Consider the following 17,977-nt stretch of genomic DNA (forward strand, 5'->3'; position numbering starts at 1 on the left):
TTTTACTTTTTGTAAAATTTCACCGGCTTTTTCATTTCAGAGGAGGGTTTTGTCCCAGCCTCTTTTTTTTTGAGTTATAAGGACATGATTAAGCAGCACCCGAGTGAACAACCTCTTATCAAGTTAGCATATGTAGGCTGAAAGAATTGAAATGTCAGACTGTTTAGGGAAAATAAGTCGAATGAACTACTGGCAATCGTTCTTTTGGTATTGTCATCTATTGTACGGATAGTACAATAAAGTTACAACAATATTACGACTCATTTCGACATAGAGAGACTAATGTTTCCAGATTGAAAGAATAATGCATTCACCTGAAGAAAGGTGATGTTTTTCTTGTGCCATTTTAAAAGTATTTATGCTGGTGACGTTTTTGAACCCACTACCTCTTGTAACGTTAATGTAACAATAAAAGTAAAATATATTTATTTATGTTAAAAACAACCATGGGAATTTAAGGGATAAAAGTGAATTAAAAGTCACGAAATTGATGATTATCCATCTCTTTCAAGAAAATTTACGGAATATTCATAGACACTAATGTTGCTAAACATTACAATAAATACTGTTGTATGCTAAATATGTCAAAAATAGTTGATTCATGTCAAAATACGGATAGAGGTGCCTACCATGAAACTTTTTTCCAATACAATCAATACGCTGGAAAACGGGCTGAATTATGCCTCATTAAATCAGAAAGTCATTTCTCAAAATATCGCGAACGCTGATACTGCAAATTATAAAGCAAAAGAAGTAGAGTTTAAGACGTTTTTTGATCAGTCCCTTCAACAATTTGATGCTAAGAGAACAAATCAACGCCACTTCTCCTTTCGTTCTGATAGTCAACATCCTTCAGTCAAGACGAAGTCAGCATTTCAATATAACCATAATGGCAATGGAGTGGACATGGATCAGGAAATGTCAGAGATGGCAACGAACCAGATTTATTTCAATGCCCTGACTGACAGGATAAATGGAAAGTTTAACAGTCTCCAATCAGTCATAAGAGGAGGAAAATGATCATGACCTTGTTTACGGGTATGAATACAACCGCTTCCGCACTTACCGCCCAACGGTTAAGAATGGATGTCATTTCATCGAATATGGCGAATGTCGACACAACAAGAGGGAAAATGGTGGATGGCGAGTGGCAGCCGTACCAAAGGAAGTCTGTGGTAATGGAGCCGAAGGGAAATCAGTTTTCATCTTTCTTGAACCAGGCGATGAATACGAGAGACGGTCACACAGCCGGAGGCGTGCAAGTATCAAGGATTGAGGAAGATGAACAAACTCCATTTAAAATGGTCTATGATCCAGAACATCCCGATGCAAATGATGAGGGATATGTCAGTCTGCCGAATGTCGATCCATTGAGAGAGATGGTGGACCTTATTTCAGCAACGCGTTCGTATGAAGCAAATGTAACTGTCTTTAATGCAAATAAAGCGATGTTAATGAAGTCATTAGAAATTGGTAAATAGAGAGAGGTTTTAATTCTATGGCAATTCATCAAATTAATTCGATATCACCTGGGATTATTAGTCCGTCACTTGCAAAAAAAAATAATTCCCCTGCAGATGGATCCGGGAATTTCAGTCAGTTATTAAAAAATTCAATCGATGAAGTCAATAAGATGCAGGTGCAGTCGGATCAATTAACGGAAAAACTTGTCAGGGGTGAAAATGTTGACCTTCATCAAGTGATGATTGCTTCACAAAAGGCGAGTATCACCCTGCAAACGACGATGGAAGTGCGTAACAAAGTAGTGGAAGCCTACCAAGAGATTATGAGAATGCCAATGTAGTAGACTCATGCAGTCGAGTACCGGAGGATTGTAATGAATGAATCGTTTAAGAAATATACAGAACAGATAAAGACGTATTGGACAAGTAGAACCAGAAAACAAAAAATAAGTATGGGATCCATCTTCCTGCTATCAGTCATACTTATCGGGGCGATGAGTTATTTTACAACAAGAACGAAACTCGAACCTTTGTATAGTAATTTGTCTCCATCTGAAACGGGAACCATTAAAGAAAATTTGGATGGCAGAGGAATCCCTTCTGAAATTACTGATAGTGGATCGACCATCATGGTACCAAAGGAACAAGTGGATACCCTGAAAGTTGAACTTGCAGCAGAGGGGATCCCCAACTCCGGAAGCATCGACTACACCTTTTTTAGTCAAAATGCCGGGTTCGGTATGACAGATAATGAATTTAACGTTATGAAGCTGGATGCCATGCAAACTGAATTGGCGAATTTGATGAAGGGAATTGATGGAATCCAGGATGCTAAAGTCATGATTAATCTTCCAGAGAAAGAAATTTTCTTAAGTGATGATGTTCAAAATGCATCTGCATCCATCGTGTTGGATACAAAGCCTGGTTTCACTTTTGATCCGAAGCAAATCAAATCACTTTATCACCTTGTTTCGAAAAGTGTCCCAGACCTCCCTACTGAGAATATCGTCATCATGAATCAATATTTTGAGTATTTTGATTTAGAATCTGAAAATAATTCTACGGGAAGCGGTAATTTTGCTCAACAAATGAATGTAAAGAAAGAGGTTGAGCGGGATATTCAACGACAGGTACAGAATATGCTCGGTACACTGATCGGTTTTAACAAGGTAGTGGTTTCCGTTACCACTGACATTGACTTTACCCAGGAAACCAGTGAAGCAAACATAGTGGAGCCTGTCGATAAAGAAAACATGGAAGGTATCGCTGTCAGTGCACAGCGAATCACTGAAACCTTCTCTGGAGAAGGAGCCAATCCAGGAGGCACTGCAGGAGCGGGAGATGGGAATGAACCGACCAACAGCGGGGTTACATACGGTTCCAGCTCAGAATCTAATGGTGACTATGAGCGAATGGAAGAAACGATTAACAGCGAAGTTAATCGCATAAAAAAAGAAATCGTAGAAAGCCCATATAAAATAAGGGATCTTGGGATTCAAGTCATGGTGGAACCGCCTAACCCAGAAGAAAAAACGTCATTACCGCAGGATCGGGTCGATGATATACGCCAAGTATTGTCTACGATCGTCCGAACGTCCATTGACAAAGATGCAAACCCTGAACTGACAGACGAAGCAATCCAGGATAAAGTGGTAGTCTCTGTCCAACCATTTAATGGAAAAGTGGATGCCCCATCTAAAGTGAAACCTTTCCTGCCATGGTGGACATACGTTATTGGGGGCATTCTGCTAGTGGTGATTCTCCTATTGGTATTTTTCTTAATGCGATCCCGTAAGAAAGATTCGTTGGAAGAAATGGAATACGAAGAAACAAGGGAGCCTGTGCATATACCCGATATCGAGCCAAAAGAAGAAACAGAGGGCTCGATTCGCAGGAAGCAGCTTGAAAGAATGGCTAAAGATAAACCAGATGAATTTGCGAAATTGTTACGCACCTGGTTAGCAGAGGATTAGGAGGGATGAACATGGTTAGAAGAGAGAAAGGCTTAACAGGTAAACAAAAGGCAGCCATTCTCCTGATCTCCCTTGGTCCTGATGTTTCTGCATCTGTGTACAAGCATTTGTCGGAAGAAGAAATCGAGAAATTGACTTTGGAGATTTCTGGAGTGAAGAAGGTAGAAACGGAAGCGAAGGAAGAGATTTTAGAAGAGTTTCATCATATTGCCATCGCCCAGGACTATATTTCCCAAGGTGGGATCGGCTATGCCAAAACTGTATTGGAAAAGGCGCTGGGTTCTGATCAGGCTTCAGCCATCATAAATCGCCTGACCTCATCATTGCAGGTCAAGCCCTTTGATTTCGCAAGGAGAGCGGATGCTGCTCAAATTCTTAATTTCATCCAAAACGAACATCCTCAGACGATTGCTCTGATTCTGTCTTATCTTGACCCACAGCAGGCAGGCCAGATCCTCTCTGAACTACCACAGGAAGTCCAGGCGGATATCGCAAGACGTATTGCAGTGATGGATGGTACTTCTCCAGAAGTGATCAGCGAGGTTGAAGCCATTCTCGAGCGTAAACTCTCAGCGACAGTCACTCAGGATTACACCCAAACCGGTGGAGTGGAAGCTGTAGTAGAAGTGTTGAACGGGGTGGATCGTTCTACAGAGAAAACGATCCTTGATGCCTTGGAGATTCAAGATCCCGAATTGGCAGAGGAAATTAAAAAGAGAATGTTTGTCTTTGAAGATATTGTTACCCTGGACGGACGCTCCATTCAAAGGGTCATACGTGATTGTGATAATGAAGATCTTCTTTTGTCGCTTAAAGTATCAAGTGACGAAGTGAAAGAAGTGGTCTTCAGGAACATGTCCAATCGTATGGTTGAAACCCTCAAAGAAGAGATGGAATTCATGGGGCCGGTGCGTTTGCGTGATGTAGAAGAAGCTCAGTCACGGATTGTAGCAGTAATAAGAAGATTAGAGGATTCAGGTGAAATCATCATTGCCCGTGGTGGAGGGGACGATATTATTGTCTAGGATCATAAAGTCTACTTTAGCTCAAAGTGATGGGGAAAACCAAAAAGTCATTTCCCTCAAGAAATTCAAGCCAACAGGTGAGGCAACCCCAGAGGAGAGTATGCTCATTGGAAATGCTTCTCTGCGTAGAGATCAGATCATAGAGCAAGCGACCATTGAAGCAGAGAGAATCATCGGGGCAGCCAGGGAAAATGCCGAAAAAGAACAAGAGCGCTTGCTGTATGAAAAGGAAAACTGGATAACAGAACGTGAGCAGCTTATGCAGGAGGCTTATAACGCAGGGTTTCTTCAAGGAGAAGAAGAAGGAAAAAGGAAAGGCTACGAAGAATATCAGGCCAAACTGCAGGAAGCCAATACAATAGCCGACTGGAACAAGGAACAATATGAAGATTATATCCAGAGGGCAGAGCAAGTGATTCTCAGCCTTGGGCTCACAAGTGCAGAGAAAATCATGAATCAAAAGCTTAATGAAGAACCAGATGTATTCCTATCTATCGTAAAACGGGGGTTGAAGGAAGTGAGGGATTTACCACACATCCAAATACATGTTCACCCTTCCCGACATGTGCTTCTTGCACAGAATAAATCAGAACTCGAAGTGATGTTCCCGACCGATATTCAATGCTTCATTTATGCAAACGAAGATCTCGGACCGGATGAATGTTACATTGAAACCAATCAGGGACGGGTCATGATCAGCATCGATTCTCAATTAAATGAATTAAAGCTGAAGCTACACCATCTCCTGGAAGGTGATTCGGGATGAAAGCAGCAGATCTTATAGCACATATCCCCCACATTCCGACTTTCAAGAAGTATGGAAAAGTGAAGCGGGTTGTAGGGTTGATGATCGAGTCACAAGGTCCTGAAAGTTCTGTAGGCGAAGTGTGTCACATCCATATTATCTCCCGGGGCAAGCAAAAAGTGATCCAGGCGGAAGTTGTCGGCTTTAATGATGATTTAGTCATCCTTATGCCCTACACAAACATGCAGGATATTTCACCAGGAAGTCTAGTAGAGGCAACATCAAAGCCTTTGGAAATCAAGATTGGCCCATCTTTAATTGGAAAAGTGATCGATTCCCTGGGACACCCCCTCGATGGCAGTCAATTACCGTCAGGGTTAAGCACAACTTATACGGAACAGGAACCACCTAATCCCTTATCCAGACCTCCAATCGATGAAAAAATGGAGGTTGGTGTCAAAGCCATCGACAGTATGTTGACAGTTGGAAAGGGACAGAGAGTTGGGATTTTCGCCGGTAGCGGTGTCGGAAAAAGTACATTGCTAGGAATGATTGCGAGGAATACGAAAGCGGATTTGAATGTGATTGCACTTGTAGGAGAGCGTGGCAGGGAAGTGAGAGAATTCATCGAAAGAGATTTAGGTGAAGAAGGGCTTAAACGAACCATTGTTGTGGCCGCTACATCTGACCAGCCTGCACTCATGAGAATAAAAGGAGCATTCACAGCAACTGCGATTGCGGAATATTTCCGTGATAAAGGCATGGACGTCATGCTGATGATGGATTCTGCCACCAGGGTAGCCATGGCACAGAGGGAAATCGGACTGGCGGTGGGGGAGCCACCTACTACCAAAGGATATACTCCATCAGTCTTTGCGATATTACCAAAGTTACTCGAAAGAACAGGAACCAACCTTAATGGGAGCATTACGGCATTTTATACGGTCCTGGTTGATGGTGATGACTTAAATGAACCCATCTCGGATACAGTGAGGGGGATACTCGATGGTCATATCGTACTGGACCGTCAAATTTCTAATCGAGGGCAGTACCCGGCAATCAATATTCTTAAAAGTGTCAGCAGATTGATGAATCACCTGGCTTCAAAAGAACATTTACATGCTGCCACCAGAATTAGGGAGTTATTGAGTACGTATATGAATTCGGAAGATTTGATTCAAATCGGAGCCTATAAAAAAGGGACCTCCCGTGAAGTGGATGAAGCCATTAACTATTATCCGGGAATCATTTCTTTCCTGAAGCAAGGGGTATATGAACAGATATCTCTTCCTGCAAGTGTTAATGAGCTTATCAAGCTATCGGAAAAAGGTGGATGATTCAAATGAGTTATCAGTATAAGTTCCAAAGGATTTTAACGTTGAAAGAAAAAGAAAAAGATGAAGTACAGGAGATGTACAGGGGATCAATCGAAAAATTTGAAAAAGTTGCCGAGAAGCTTTATGAATTTTTGAAAAAGAAAGAGTCCCTTGAGAATCTACAGGAAACAAAATTACAGGGTGGATTATCTGTTCAGGATATTCGTCACCATCAACAATTCATCACCAATCTTGAGAAAACCATTTCTTATTATCAGGATCTCGTGATACAAGCGAGAAATCGGATGAATTGGTACGAAGAGAAGCTAGTGGATATGAATGTTGAAGTCAAGAAATATGAAAAGATGAAAGAAAAAGATTTTAAGCGTTTCCTGGAGAATATCCAATTTGCAGAAAATAAGCAGTTAGACGAAGTGTCCGTCGCCCAATATATGAAACGGGGAGTAAGGTGATTTCATGGCAAAGGTAATAGAAGAGGAAAAGAAAGATTCGTACAGTCGTTTTCAAAGATTCATTTTCATCATCATCATTCCTCTCTTGTTTGCAATCACCTTCGCGTTGGTCATCATGACGTTTGCAGGGATCAATATTTTTGAAAAGGCACAATCATTAAGCTCGGAAATTCCTTTCCTGGCCAAGGTCATCCCTTCAAATGATGTTGAGGACCAAAAACAATTACAAGAGAAGATTCTCACTTTAAATGCCACCATTGAAGATCAAGAAGCTAAAATGGCCCAGCTTCAAAGCGAATTGGATCAAAAGGATAATCGTAACGAACAACTCCAGGCAACCATTCAGCAGCAGAAAGGGGAGCTTGAAGAACTACGTCAGATTGGTGAAGAAAACAAGCGTGCATTTAAAGAAGTCGTAAGCACATTCGAAGCGATGTCTGCAAAGAGCGCAGCCCCTGTTCTCATGGAGATGGAAGATGAAGAGGCGATGAAGATTCTTTCTAGCATCAAACCAGATACGCTTGCAGATATACTGGAAAAAATGCCACCGGAAGATGCTGCAAGATATACAGGGCTTCTTTCGACCGATGAATGAATTAGCTTGTATGTAAAGGAGGTGACATGATGGAAATAGGAATCGGTGTTCAGAGGGTAAATTCAATAAAAGTCTCGAGCCAGGAGTCGACGCTTCCAAAGGCAGATATTGAAGGATTCTCTAGCCATCTTCTGGGGTTTGTTTCCAATCAGAATGTAATGAAGACCCCAATAACGAAGCAAGATTCAGAGACCTTTCTCATTAACCTCGAAGATCTTATTGGTAGTGTTGATCTTGCAGGTATCGGTCTTACGTCTCAGCAGATAGATGATCTGGCAAAAGTAAAAGAGCTGGATATAAGTCAGATCGCTGAAATGATAGGTGTGAATGTAGAGGAAATCAAAGCACTTTATTCTGAACTGCAAACTGCGATATTAGGAACGGAGACAGCAGGACCTCAGGCTGATGGAGAAGACGATTATGACATCCTGCTTGCAACACTGCAGCTTCTGCAATCTCACATTACGAATGATATAAAAGGCTTGATGAAGAAAGATAACCCCCGAGGACAGGGAGAAGGCCAGGGGCGTGTAGAGGATGTCATCAGACTGGCTAAGGTGATTGAATTATTCACTCAAAGTCGTGATATGCACATCACGGAAGCATCAAAAGCAAATGAACTTAAAGAGCTGATGAAGAACCTGCAAAAAGGAATTGAAAGTATATTAACAGGAATGGTTAATCAATCAAAGGATTGGTCACGTCTCCTAAAAGAAGCTTATACCCGCCAAGCGTTTGAAGCGGATACCCAACCTGCTGAAGCAGAGGCAAACGCCATAGAAAAGAAAAGCATCCAAGTACAGGGGAATCAAGTTCACTTTTCCCTTCCCAAGATTGAAACATTTTCAATGAACCTTGCGCCAAATAATAAGTCCCTTCAATATGAGCAATTTGTGAAAGAATTCCAGAATATTCTCAGTAAGTCCAACATGGTGTCTCAGCCAAACATGAGTAAATTATTGATTAAACTCTACCCGGAGCAATTAGGATCATTAAGAATTGAGCTTCTTCAGCACAACGGTGTGATGACAGCCAAAATATTGGCTTCAACCTCCAATGCAAAAGAAATGCTGGATTCTCAAATTCAAGGCTTGAAGCATGCGCTTTCGTCTCAGAATCTGCAGGTGGAGAAGATAGAGATATCGCAGACACTCTCAGACACGGAGCGACAGAATAAAGGGCAATCGCAGCAACAGTCCTCACAACATCATAAACAGCCACAATCTGAACAACCTGGCATGACCCAGGAAGAAGGGGAGCAATCCTTTAAGGATTACCTCGTAAATACCGAAATATAGGTGATGACATGACGAAAATCGATCCGAATTTACTGTATTCCACCCTTCAAACGAAGCAACGTGAAGGAGGAAAGGACATTTTAGGGAAAGATGATTTCCTGAAAATCCTCATGACTCAATTGCAGAATCAAGATCCATTAAATCCGATGCAAGATAAGGATTTCATCGCTCAGATGGCTACATTTTCTTCATTGGAGCAAATGACGAATTTGACTCAAACGATGGAGAAGTTCGTGGACAATCAAAGCCAAACACAATTGATCGCTTACAATCAATTTGTAGGGAAACAAGTCACTTGGCATAAAATCATCGAATCGGAATCGACTGAAACTCCAGAAATTCAAGAAGGACAAGGTCTTGTGAAAGGTGTCCGCTTTAAGGGGGATTCTGTAGAATTCATTATGGAAGACGGAACAATATTGACTCCGGGAAATATATCTCAAGTGAATACTGAAGGCAGCGGAGATTCTTCACTCGTAAGTGCTTCCTTGTTAATAGGTAAAAAAGTGACATGGAACGGGGAAGAAGGCGAGCTCGGCGGAGTGGTTCAGTCTGTCTCAAAGAAAGACTCACAAATCTGGGTTCATACAGTCGAGGGAGAGAAAATCTCCAGTGAAGCATTGATAAAAATTGAATCATAGGGAGTGGTTGAATGGAAAAGACGTATATTCATCGCTCACCGCAACCTATCACACCTCAGTACCATAAGAAAGCAGTTAATCGATCTGCAAGCCCGTCTTTTTCAGCTCAATTGGACGAAGCGATTCAAGACGTACGTCCAATACAAATAAGTAAACATGCGAAGGTGAGGATGGAACAAAGAGGGATTTCCATTTCTAAGGAGACCTGGGGTGAAATCGGGAAGAGAGTGAATGAGGCAAAAGGGAAAGGCGTAAAGGATTCTCTCGTGATATTGAAGGACGCTGCCTTGATTGTAAGTGCTAAGAATCAAACAGTGATCACGGCATTGGACAGAGAAGAAGCTTATTCTCAAATTTTCACGAATATTAACGGTACGATATTAATTGATTCATAGGCCGGACCTGAAAAAGGAAGCCTAACGCTGTGGAATGACTGAAGCAGCTCATACGAAAGGGGAAAACATTCATGCTACGTTCAATGTATTCAGGTATAAGTGGAATGAAAAATTTTCAAACAAAACTCGACGTCATTGGTAATAATATTGCAAATGTGAATACGTACGGTTATAAAAAAGGCCGGGTGACGTTCCAGGATCTCATGAACCAGACCGTGTCCGGTGCCAGTAGAGCAACTGCTAACCGTGGAGGTCAGAATGCAAAGCAAGTGGGTCTGGGATCTTCCTTATCTTCCATTGATACCATTCAGACACAGGGGAGCCTTCAGACGACAGGAAGATCCCTGGATGTCGCCATTTCAGGAGACGGATACTTCGTTGTCAGACAAGGAAACAACGAAATGTTCACCCGTGCAGGAAACTTTTATTTGGACTCAAATGGAAATCTTGTGACTGGTCAAGGGAATTTGGTGCAGGGGTATCCAGTTAATGCTGCTGGTGAAGTCAATAAAAGCGGTGCTGAGGATATTAAAATTGATACGAATACGACCATGGCACCACAAGCGACAACAGAAGCTACCTACAATGGGAATTTGAAGTCCAGTGCCCCAAATGGAACAGAAGTGGAGCTGGAAACCAAAGTAAAGGATTCACTCGGTAAGGATATCAGTCTTAGATTATTAATGACGAAGACAGCCCAGAATACATGGGGTGTTACGATCTCCAGTCTTACAAATGATGTTACATTGTCTCAAGGTCAAACGACTTCATTGACTTTCGACGAGCAAGGGAAAATGACTTCTCAGATGCCGTTTCCTATTACATTAGATAATCAAACAGGTGGAACTCAGACACAAACTATTGACCTGGATTTCTCTAAAATCACTCAGTTCGACAGCTCCTCTTCTGCTAACGTAGATACTGTTGATGGAAACTCAGAGGGATATCTGGAAAGCTTCAATATCGGTTCTTCCGGTGAAGTGAACGGAGTGTTTTCAAACGGTGAAGTAAGAGTGCTGAGCCAATTGGCGTTGGCTACTTTCTCCAATCCCGGTGGGTTGACGAAAGCAGGAAACAATCTGTTTCAGGCTTCGAACAACTCAGGTCTTCCGAATCAGGGGGTTGCAGGAGATGGACGCGGGTCACTCCAATCCGGATCTCTTGAAATGTCAAACGTAGACCTTTCCGAAGAATTCACGGAAATGATTACTGCACAACGTGGGTTCCAGGCAAACACGCGTATCATCACGACGTCAGATGAAATCCTGCAAGAGCTTGTAAACTTGAAGCGATAATACGTACTTAAGGGAGGAAGGGACTGACTGATCGGTAAGCAGCTGATCCGCTTAGTCAGTCCCAAAAACTATTGATTACTTTAACAAGACTGAATGGTAAATCGTTTACGTTAAATGCCCTATACATAGAAACAATCGAAGCGTTTCCTGATACGACCATCCTGTTAACGAACGGTAGACGGTATGTTGTGAAAGAAACAGTGGACGAGGTGGATGCCCTGTCACTTTCTTTCTACCAAAAAGCGAATCTACTGAATTTACAACAGGAGGGAGGGAGTAAAAATTGAAGAGTAAAGCCCTTACCATCATGATGATTTCATTGGTGACCATAACCCTCGTCGGTGTTATTGCCTTGGTTGTCATTCTTAAGTTTTCAGGGGAAGAGAAGGCAAAAGGGCCTTCCATTGAGGAAGTGATAGAAAACTCGGTGGATATACCTGAAACGACAACGAATTTAATGAGCAACGATTTTATCCGGATTTCTTTTAAAATTCAGACGGATAGCAAGAAAGCAAAGAAAGAATTAGAAAAGAGAGACTTTCAGGTAAATAATATTATCATAGAAGAGCTTTCAGAATTGAAAGCGGAAGAACTGCAAGGGAAAAAAGGTAAAGAATTGGTCGAAACCAAGGTGAAAGACAAAGTGAACTCCCTTATGCAGGAAGGCGCAGTAGAAAAAGTGTATATCACCTCTATGATGATTCAATGAGACACCAGCGAGTGGAAGGTTTGGAGGTGGAGAGATGGCAAGTGAAATATTGTCTCAAAGCGAAATTGACGCATTGTTATCTGCCCTGAACACAGGGGAGATGAGTGCGGATGATTTCAAGAAAGAAGAAGAAGAGAAAAAAGTCAAAGTATATGATTTTAAGAGGGCACTTCGGTTTTCCAAAGATCAAATCAGAAGTCTGACCAGAATCCATGAGAACTTTGCAAGAATTTTAACGACTTATTTTTCTGCCCAATTAAGAACATATGTTCAAATAAACGTGGCTTCTGCCGATCAAATTCCTTATGAAGAATTCATACGTTCCGTTCCGAAAATGACAATCTTGAATGTGTATGAACTGCCGCCGCTTGACGGAAGGATCCTCATGGAAATCAATCCGAATATTGCTTATTCCATGATGGACCGTGTGATGGGTGGAAAAGGGGTCAGCGTCAATAAGGTTGAGTCATTGACTGAAATTGAAACCAGGATCATGAGCCAATTATTTGAAAAAGCGTTTGAGAATCTCAGAGAAGCTTGGAGCACAGTGGTGGATGTTGATCCGGTATTTGCAGAATTTGAAGTAAATCCTCAGTTTCTACAAATGGTCTCTCCCAATGAGACCGTAGTGGTCATTTCGTTGAATACAACAATAGGCGAAACGAGTGGAATGATCAATATTTGCATTCCCCACGTTGTATTGGAGCCCATTCTTCCGAAGCTATCAGGCAGTTATTGGATGGAGTCAAAACGGAAGGAAAGTAACCCTGAAGACACCGCTCTTCTTGAAAGAAGAATCAAGCAGGCGCATGTACCGATTGTCGCTGAATTAGGCCAATCGGATATTACGATTGAGGAATTCCTTATGCTTTCAATCGGTGATGTCATTGAAATGAAAACACGAATCGATGATCCTTTGACTATTCGAGTGGGTGAGATTCCTAAGTTTACGGCTCAGCCAGGTAAATCAAATAAAAGAATGGCTGTCCAAATATTAGATTCATTGAAGGGGGGAGAAGACGATGATGAGTGATGATATGTTATCGCAAGATGAAATAGATGCATTGCTTCGAGGATCAGCAGAGCCTGAAGAAGCAATAGAAGACCGTAAAGAGATCAATATGAGTGATTATATCAGCTCGATGGAAGAAGATGCTTTAGGTGAGATCGGGAACATATCTTTCGGGAGTTCAGCAACAGCACTTTCCACATTGCTTAACCAGAAGGTAGAGATAACGACCCCTAAAGTATCCATTATTAATAAGAATTATTTAGAGGAAGAATTCCCACATCCATATGTAGCCATCCAAGTTAAATATACTGAAGGATTTTCCGGAGTGAATTTACTGGTGATTAAACAATCGGATGCCTCAATCATTGCCGATTTGATGCTTGGTGGGGATGGCCGAAATCCATCGGGTGATTTAGGTGAAATTCAGCTCAGTGCTGTCCAGGAAGCCATGAACCAAATGATGGGTTCTGCTGCTACATCCATGTCGACGGTATTCAGCAAGAAAGTTGATATTTCACCTCCGTCTATTGATCTTATGTATATTCCACAAGGCGAAGGTGAGGAGAATCTGCCGGATCAGGATCTTCTTGTAAAGGTATCTTTTTCTTTAAAGATTGGAGATCTGATCGATTCTAATATCATGCAGTTACTGCCGTTAAGTTTTGCCAGAAGCCTTGTAGATGAATTGATGAATGGTGGTGCTGAGGAAGAAGTGGCAGTTGCAGCTTCGCCTGTGGACGCACCTAATAGAGCACCAGAATCATTAGATCATCATGCTCAGGAAACTTCAGACAGAACACAGTCGCATCCACAGCATTTAGGTGGCCAAGGATCGTACACTGAGCCAGTAAATGTGCAACCTGCTACATTTAGCAGCTTTGAACCGGCTGGCCTAGGACAGCAGGAAACCAAAAACTTAAATATGTTATTGGACATCCCCCTTCAGGTAACAGTGGAGCTAGGGAGAACAAACCGATCAGTGAGGGACATCCTGGAATTATCTTCAGGATCGATCATCGAACTGGATAAGTTAGCCGGAGAACCGGTGGATATACTGGTGAACAGCCAGCTGATGGCCAAGGGAGAAGTCGTTGTGATTGATGAAAACTTTGGCGTCCGGATTACGGACATCGTCAGTCAAAGTGATCGAATAAAAAAATTAAAGTAATGAAATGATTCTTAATTAGATGATGGAGGATGAAGATAATGGCAAATAAAATTCTTATTGTGGATGATGCAGCCTTTATGAGAATGATGATCAAGGATATCTTAACAAAAAATGGGTTTGAGGTAGTAGGAGAAGCAGCGGATGGAAGTCAGGCTGTCGATAAATATAAAGAATTAAAACCGGACCTTGTCACCATGGATATTACAATGCCCGAAAAAGATGGAATCGCAGCTCTGAAAGAAATCAAAGCGATTGATGCCGGTGCGAAAATCATCATGTGTTCCGCTATGGGACAACAGGCCATGGTCATCGATGCCATCCAGGCGGGGGCGAAGGACTTTATCGTAAAGCCGTTCCAGGCCGATCGCGTCATTGAAGCGATTCAGAAAGCGTTAAGCTAACATCAATAAGAAGGTGCATGTATTGAAAAAGTTTCAAATTCTAATAAGCATTCTGTTCTTCCTATTGGTTGGATCCGTGCAACATACAGCACATGCAGAAGTGAATAATGTGAAGGACTGCATTGAACATCCGGATACATGCAGTGGGCAACAAACGAATGGAGGGGATGGTTCAGAAACAGGAATCGCCACTTCCGTTACGTTTGTAGATTACCTTAAGATGATCATCGCCCTGGTCTTTGTCGTGGCACTCATTTATTTATTATTGAAGTTCATCAATCAAAAGGGAAGATCGTTTCAACAGACAAAGTTAATCAATCATTTAGGCGGAGCCCCTCTTGGAGGTAATCGCTCCGTCCAGATTGTAAAGGTAGGCAAACAGGTACTCGTACTCGGTGTAGGTGAAGACATACAGCTTTTAAAAGAGGTAAAGGATGAGGGGGAAAAAGAAGAGATTCTCTCTTACTATAAAGAACCCCAAATTCCTATCGCTAAAACAACGATATCAAGCTTGATGACGAAGCTCAAGGGGACAGCTCCTAAATCCGCTGAAAGCTCATTTCAGTCACAGTTGAAATCCCAGCTTGAGGAAATGAACAAGGGAAGAAAAAAGATGCTTGAAGAGTTAAAGAACAAGGGGAATCATTCAGATGAATGAATTCATGGAGTTTTTTAACAGCAGTTCGGCAGATAATGTTTCCACGAGTGTAAAGCTGTTATTGCTGTTCACCGTCTTATCGCTCGCACCAAGTATTCTGATATTGATGACCTCATTTACCCGGATCATGATTGTCCTGTCATTCGTACGGACATCACTTGCCACACAGCAAATGCCGCCAAATCAAGTGTTAATTGGACTTTCTTTATTTCTTACATTCTTTATTATGGCTCCTACTTTCCAAGAGGTGAATGATGAAGCCCTGACTCCTTTGTTTAATGAGGAAATCAATCTGGAACAAGCTTATGATAAGGCATCGATACCATTTAAAGAGTTTATGAGTAAGCAGACAAGACAAAAGGATTTGGAGTTATTTCTGGAATATTCCGGGGCTGAACGCCCGGAGTCTGTGAAAGATATTCCGCTTACATCCTTAGTGCCGGCTTTTGCATTAAGTGAAATCAAGACGGCGTTTCAAATCGGTTTCATGATTTTCATTCCATTCCTGGTCATCGACATGGTCGTAGCAAGTGTCCTTATGTCCATGGGGATGATGATGCTTCCGCCAGTCATGATTTCCCTGCCGTTCAAAATTTTACTGTTTGTTTTAGTGGACGGCTGGTATTTAGTAATAAAATCTCTTTTACAAAGCTTTTAAGTAGGTGAGTTTCAATGAATGCTGAATCCGTAATTGCCATAGCAGAGAGGGGAATTTACGTAACTCTCATCGTGTCAGGGCCATTGTTGCTTTTGGCCCTTGTTGTCGGGTTAATTGTCAGTATATTCCAGGCCACAACACAAATACAAGAACAGACACTTGCATTCATCCCGAAAATTGTGGCCGTCATGATCGGTATTGTTTTCTTTGGACCGTGGATGTTAACAAAGCTTGTGACATATACATCTCAAATTTTTTCGGATTTAACAAGGTTCGTAGGGTAAGAGAATGGCTGAACTCGTACCCGTTCTATCGGTATACCTGCTCGTGTTTGTCAGGGTTTCGGCATTTTTTGTCACGATGCCGTTATTTTCATACCGAAATATACCTGCACAGCACCGGATCGCCTTTTCAGTTGTGCTTTCCTGGGTGATGTATTACACCATTGATTCAAAGGCTTTTGAAATCAATGGCCAGTACTTCTTATTGATCATGAAAGAAGCCATGGTCGGCCTGTTGATCGGTTTTGTTGCCTATATGATTGTGTCTGCCATTCAGATTGCAGGGGGATTCATAGATTTTCAGATGGGTTTTGCCATTGCAAACGTGATTGATCCTCAAACAGGTGCCCAAAGTCCTTTGACAGGACAATATCTGTATACATTCGCCCTATTGCTATTGCTTGCCCTTAATGGTCATCATCTATTACTCGATGGGATCTTCTATAGCTATCAATTAATTCCCATCGACCGGCCGTGGATTCCATTTGGTAATGAGAACTTAGCCGATTACGTCATTTCGGCCTTTAATTCCATGTTCGTCATTGCCTTCCAAATGTCCGTTCCTGTGGTCGCTACATTATTCCTGGTAGACGTGGCACTGGGAATCGTAGCACGGACCGTACCCCAGTTAAACGTATTCGTCGTGGGTTTTCCTATTAAGATTGCCGTAGCGTTTATCGTATTGTTCATAGTCATGGGGGTCACGTTTGCTGTCGTGCAGCAGTTGTTTGAAATGATGTTTGTAACCATGAGAGATTTAATGAAAATTATTGGAGGCACGTAAATTGCAGTGGCTATCATTAGACTTACAGTTTTTCAGTGGGGAAAAGACAGAGAAAGCGACCCCGAAAAAGAGGGAAGACGCCAGAAAGAAAGGTCAAACGGCGAAAAGCCAGGATGTCAATACAGCCATCATCCTTCTTGCCGTATTTTTATTTCTGACTTTCAGTGCTTCCTATATTGGGGATATCGTTTTTGATTTGTTTCATCAAACATTTCAGGAATATATGCTCATGGACCTTACGGAAAATACCGTTCACGTCATCACGATGGACTTGATGAAGGAGATAGCCTTACTTCTTGGACCAATCATGCTCGTTGCGCTCCTTGCCGGTTTGGTCGCTAATTATATACAGGTGGGCGTTATGTTCACGACAGAGCCTTTACAGCCTAAATTGGAGAAGATCGACCCCATAAAAGGGTTTAAACGAATCTTTTCATTGCGGGCAATTGTAGAATTAATGAAATCAATCTTAAAGATTTCATTTGTAGGGGCGATAACATTTGTCATCCTCTGGATGAACATCGACCGGGTACTGAGTCTATCCTTTAAGTCGGTTGGGGATTCCTTGACGACGATGGCAAGTTTAACGATCCAAATGGGCATTGCAGCTTCGTTGGCTCTATTATTCTTATCTCTTTTTGATTTTCTTTATCAGAAATATGATTTTGAGAAGAACATTCGGATGTCGAAACAGGATTTGAAGGATGAACACAAAAACATTGAAGGTGACCCCCTTATAAAGTCGAAAATTAAACAAAGGCAGCGGGAGATGGCCATGCGACGAATGATGCAGGAAGTACCCGAAGCGGATGTGGTGATAACCAATCCCACTCATTTTGCCATTGCCCTTAAATATGACGAAAATAAAATGGATGCCCCATATGTCGTGGCAAAAGGTGTCGACTACCTTGCTCAAAAAATAAAATACATTGCAGGTGAAAACGATGTCGTGATGGTAGAGAACCGGCCACTCGCACGTTCACTCTATGATTCAGCCGAAATAGGGGATGCCGTTCCTGAAGAATTTTTCAAGGCAGTAGCAGAAATTTTAGCTTATGTTTACCGAATAAAAAACCAGATGTAAGCA

Annotated in this window: 23 protein-coding genes; all 23 read left to right on the forward strand. The window is 41.9% G+C overall.

Annotation, left to right across the window (positions count from 1 at the left end; genetic code table 11):
- Positions 1–630 precede the first annotated feature (630 nt).
- A complete protein-coding gene (flgB, locus tag SLH55_RS10395; RefSeq protein WP_320323357.1) occupies positions 631–1,020 on the forward strand; it encodes a flagellar basal body rod protein FlgB in 390 nt (129 codons plus the stop codon).
- A 2-nt stretch (positions 1,021–1,022) separates the two neighbouring features.
- Positions 1,023–1,481 (forward strand): flagellar basal body rod protein FlgC, encoded by a 459-nt coding sequence (gene flgC, locus SLH55_RS10400; protein ID WP_320323358.1) that lies wholly within the window; start codon positions 1,023–1,025, stop codon positions 1,479–1,481.
- A gap of 17 nt (positions 1,482–1,498) precedes the next feature.
- Positions 1,499–1,804, forward strand: coding sequence for a flagellar hook-basal body complex protein FliE (fliE, locus tag SLH55_RS10405; RefSeq protein WP_226674227.1), 306 nt, complete (start codon positions 1,499–1,501; stop codon positions 1,802–1,804).
- Positions 1,805–1,837: 33 nt separating this feature from the next.
- Complete coding sequence (gene fliF, locus SLH55_RS10410; protein ID WP_320323359.1) at positions 1,838–3,436, forward strand: flagellar basal-body MS-ring/collar protein FliF; 1,599 nt, start codon at positions 1,838–1,840, stop codon at positions 3,434–3,436.
- Between the two features lie 11 nt (positions 3,437–3,447).
- Positions 3,448–4,461, forward strand: a complete 1,014-nt coding sequence (gene fliG, locus SLH55_RS10415) for a flagellar motor switch protein FliG (RefSeq protein WP_219168885.1) — start codon at positions 3,448–3,450, stop codon at positions 4,459–4,461.
- Positions 4,454–5,227 carry a flagellar assembly protein FliH gene (gene fliH / locus SLH55_RS10420; RefSeq protein WP_320323360.1) on the forward strand — a complete coding sequence of 258 codons (774 nt, stop codon included), beginning with the start codon at positions 4,454–4,456 and terminating at the stop codon, positions 5,225–5,227. The genes fliG and fliH overlap by 8 nt, the downstream gene beginning before the upstream one ends.
- The gene (gene fliI / locus SLH55_RS10425) at positions 5,224–6,543 is read left to right on the forward strand and encodes a flagellar protein export ATPase FliI (RefSeq protein ID WP_320323361.1); all 1,320 of its coding nucleotides are present in this window, start codon (positions 5,224–5,226) and stop codon (positions 6,541–6,543) included. Before fliH ends, fliI begins: the two co-directional genes overlap by 4 nt.
- Before the next feature lie 5 nt (positions 6,544–6,548).
- Positions 6,549–6,995 (forward strand): flagellar export protein FliJ, encoded by a 447-nt coding sequence (gene fliJ / locus SLH55_RS10430; protein ID WP_226674221.1) that lies wholly within the window; start codon positions 6,549–6,551, stop codon positions 6,993–6,995.
- A gap of 4 nt (positions 6,996–6,999) precedes the next feature.
- Positions 7,000–7,590 carry a MotE family protein gene (locus SLH55_RS10435; RefSeq protein WP_320323362.1) on the forward strand — a complete coding sequence of 197 codons (591 nt, stop codon included), beginning with the start codon at positions 7,000–7,002 and terminating at the stop codon, positions 7,588–7,590.
- 29 nt (positions 7,591–7,619) lie between these two features.
- A complete protein-coding gene (locus SLH55_RS10440) occupies positions 7,620–8,888 on the forward strand; it encodes a flagellar hook-length control protein FliK (protein WP_320323363.1) in 1,269 nt (422 codons plus the stop codon).
- An 8-nt stretch (positions 8,889–8,896) separates the two neighbouring features.
- Complete coding sequence (gene flgD / locus SLH55_RS10445) at positions 8,897–9,529, forward strand: flagellar hook assembly protein FlgD (protein ID WP_226674217.1); 633 nt, start codon at positions 8,897–8,899, stop codon at positions 9,527–9,529.
- Positions 9,530–9,540: 11 nt separating this feature from the next.
- Entirely contained in the window at positions 9,541–9,924 is a 384-nt protein-coding gene (locus tag SLH55_RS10450) for a TIGR02530 family flagellar biosynthesis protein (RefSeq protein WP_320323364.1), read from the forward strand.
- 71 nt (positions 9,925–9,995) lie between these two features.
- Positions 9,996–11,219 carry a flagellar hook protein FlgE gene (locus tag SLH55_RS10455; protein ID WP_320323365.1) on the forward strand — a complete coding sequence of 408 codons (1,224 nt, stop codon included), beginning with the start codon at positions 9,996–9,998 and terminating at the stop codon, positions 11,217–11,219.
- Positions 11,220–11,290: 71 nt separating this feature from the next.
- On the forward strand, positions 11,291–11,506 hold the full coding sequence (locus SLH55_RS10460) for a flagellar FlbD family protein (protein ID WP_219168868.1): 216 nt from the start codon (positions 11,291–11,293) through the stop codon (positions 11,504–11,506).
- Positions 11,503–11,928, forward strand: a complete 426-nt coding sequence (fliL, locus tag SLH55_RS10465; protein WP_226674212.1) for a flagellar basal body-associated protein FliL — start codon at positions 11,503–11,505, stop codon at positions 11,926–11,928. Before SLH55_RS10460 ends, fliL begins: the two co-directional genes overlap by 4 nt.
- A gap of 34 nt (positions 11,929–11,962) precedes the next feature.
- Entirely contained in the window at positions 11,963–12,961 is a 999-nt protein-coding gene (gene fliM, locus SLH55_RS10470; RefSeq protein ID WP_219168864.1) for a flagellar motor switch protein FliM, read from the forward strand.
- A complete protein-coding gene (gene fliY / locus SLH55_RS10475; RefSeq protein ID WP_219168861.1) occupies positions 12,951–14,108 on the forward strand; it encodes a flagellar motor switch phosphatase FliY in 1,158 nt (385 codons plus the stop codon). The genes fliM and fliY overlap by 11 nt, the downstream gene beginning before the upstream one ends.
- A gap of 38 nt (positions 14,109–14,146) precedes the next feature.
- Positions 14,147–14,509: a response regulator gene (locus SLH55_RS10480; protein WP_219168859.1), complete on the forward strand. Its 363-nt coding sequence runs from the start codon at positions 14,147–14,149 to the stop codon at positions 14,507–14,509.
- 22 nt (positions 14,510–14,531) lie between these two features.
- Entirely contained in the window at positions 14,532–15,167 is a 636-nt protein-coding gene (locus SLH55_RS10485; RefSeq protein ID WP_219168857.1) for a flagellar biosynthetic protein FliO, read from the forward strand.
- On the forward strand, positions 15,160–15,825 hold the full coding sequence (fliP, locus tag SLH55_RS10490; protein WP_219168855.1) for a flagellar type III secretion system pore protein FliP: 666 nt from the start codon (positions 15,160–15,162) through the stop codon (positions 15,823–15,825). Before SLH55_RS10485 ends, fliP begins: the two co-directional genes overlap by 8 nt.
- Before the next feature lie 14 nt (positions 15,826–15,839).
- Positions 15,840–16,109 carry a flagellar biosynthesis protein FliQ gene (gene fliQ, locus SLH55_RS10495; protein WP_098351766.1) on the forward strand — a complete coding sequence of 90 codons (270 nt, stop codon included), beginning with the start codon at positions 15,840–15,842 and terminating at the stop codon, positions 16,107–16,109.
- Between the two features lie 4 nt (positions 16,110–16,113).
- Positions 16,114–16,890 (forward strand): flagellar biosynthetic protein FliR, encoded by a 777-nt coding sequence (fliR, locus tag SLH55_RS10500; protein WP_219168853.1) that lies wholly within the window; start codon positions 16,114–16,116, stop codon positions 16,888–16,890.
- Between the two features lies 1 nt (position 16,891).
- Positions 16,892–17,974, forward strand: coding sequence for a flagellar biosynthesis protein FlhB (flhB, locus tag SLH55_RS10505; protein WP_219168852.1), 1,083 nt, complete (start codon positions 16,892–16,894; stop codon positions 17,972–17,974).
- Positions 17,975–17,977 lie beyond the last annotated feature (3 nt).

Source organism: Rossellomorea sp. YZS02, from assembly GCF_033963925.1.
Classification (GTDB): domain Bacteria; phylum Bacillota; class Bacilli; order Bacillales; family Bacillaceae_B; genus Rossellomorea.

Bases quoted from the DNA above. Each gene is read 5' to 3' on its own strand.
- fliR (WP_219168853.1), top strand. From the start codon at position 16,114: ATGGCTGAACTCGTACCCGTTCTATCGGTATACCTGCTCGTGTTTGTC.
- fliQ (WP_098351766.1), top strand. From the start codon at position 15,840: ATGAATGCTGAATCCGTAATTGCCATAGCAGAGAGGGGAATTTACGTA.
- flgB (WP_320323357.1), top strand. From the start codon at position 631: ATGAAACTTTTTTCCAATACAATCAATACGCTGGAAAACGGGCTGAAT.
- fliY (WP_219168861.1), top strand. From the start codon at position 12,951: ATGATGAGTGATGATATGTTATCGCAAGATGAAATAGATGCATTGCTT.
- flgD (WP_226674217.1), top strand. From the start codon at position 8,897: ATGACGAAAATCGATCCGAATTTACTGTATTCCACCCTTCAAACGAAG.
- fliI (WP_320323361.1), top strand. From the start codon at position 5,224: ATGAAAGCAGCAGATCTTATAGCACATATCCCCCACATTCCGACTTTC.
- SLH55_RS10440 (WP_320323363.1), top strand. From the start codon at position 7,620: ATGGAAATAGGAATCGGTGTTCAGAGGGTAAATTCAATAAAAGTCTCG.
- fliE (WP_226674227.1), top strand. From the start codon at position 1,499: ATGGCAATTCATCAAATTAATTCGATATCACCTGGGATTATTAGTCCG.
- fliF (WP_320323359.1), top strand. From the start codon at position 1,838: ATGAATGAATCGTTTAAGAAATATACAGAACAGATAAAGACGTATTGG.
- SLH55_RS10480 (WP_219168859.1), top strand. From the start codon at position 14,147: ATGGCAAATAAAATTCTTATTGTGGATGATGCAGCCTTTATGAGAATG.
- fliP (WP_219168855.1), top strand. From the start codon at position 15,160: ATGAATGAATTCATGGAGTTTTTTAACAGCAGTTCGGCAGATAATGTT.
- SLH55_RS10450 (WP_320323364.1), top strand. From the start codon at position 9,541: ATGGAAAAGACGTATATTCATCGCTCACCGCAACCTATCACACCTCAG.
- flgC (WP_320323358.1), top strand. From the start codon at position 1,023: ATGACCTTGTTTACGGGTATGAATACAACCGCTTCCGCACTTACCGCC.
- SLH55_RS10435 (WP_320323362.1), top strand. From the start codon at position 7,000: ATGGCAAAGGTAATAGAAGAGGAAAAGAAAGATTCGTACAGTCGTTTT.
- fliM (WP_219168864.1), top strand. From the start codon at position 11,963: ATGGCAAGTGAAATATTGTCTCAAAGCGAAATTGACGCATTGTTATCT.
- fliG (WP_219168885.1), top strand. From the start codon at position 3,448: ATGGTTAGAAGAGAGAAAGGCTTAACAGGTAAACAAAAGGCAGCCATT.
- fliJ (WP_226674221.1), top strand. From the start codon at position 6,549: ATGAGTTATCAGTATAAGTTCCAAAGGATTTTAACGTTGAAAGAAAAA.
- SLH55_RS10455 (WP_320323365.1), top strand. From the start codon at position 9,996: ATGCTACGTTCAATGTATTCAGGTATAAGTGGAATGAAAAATTTTCAA.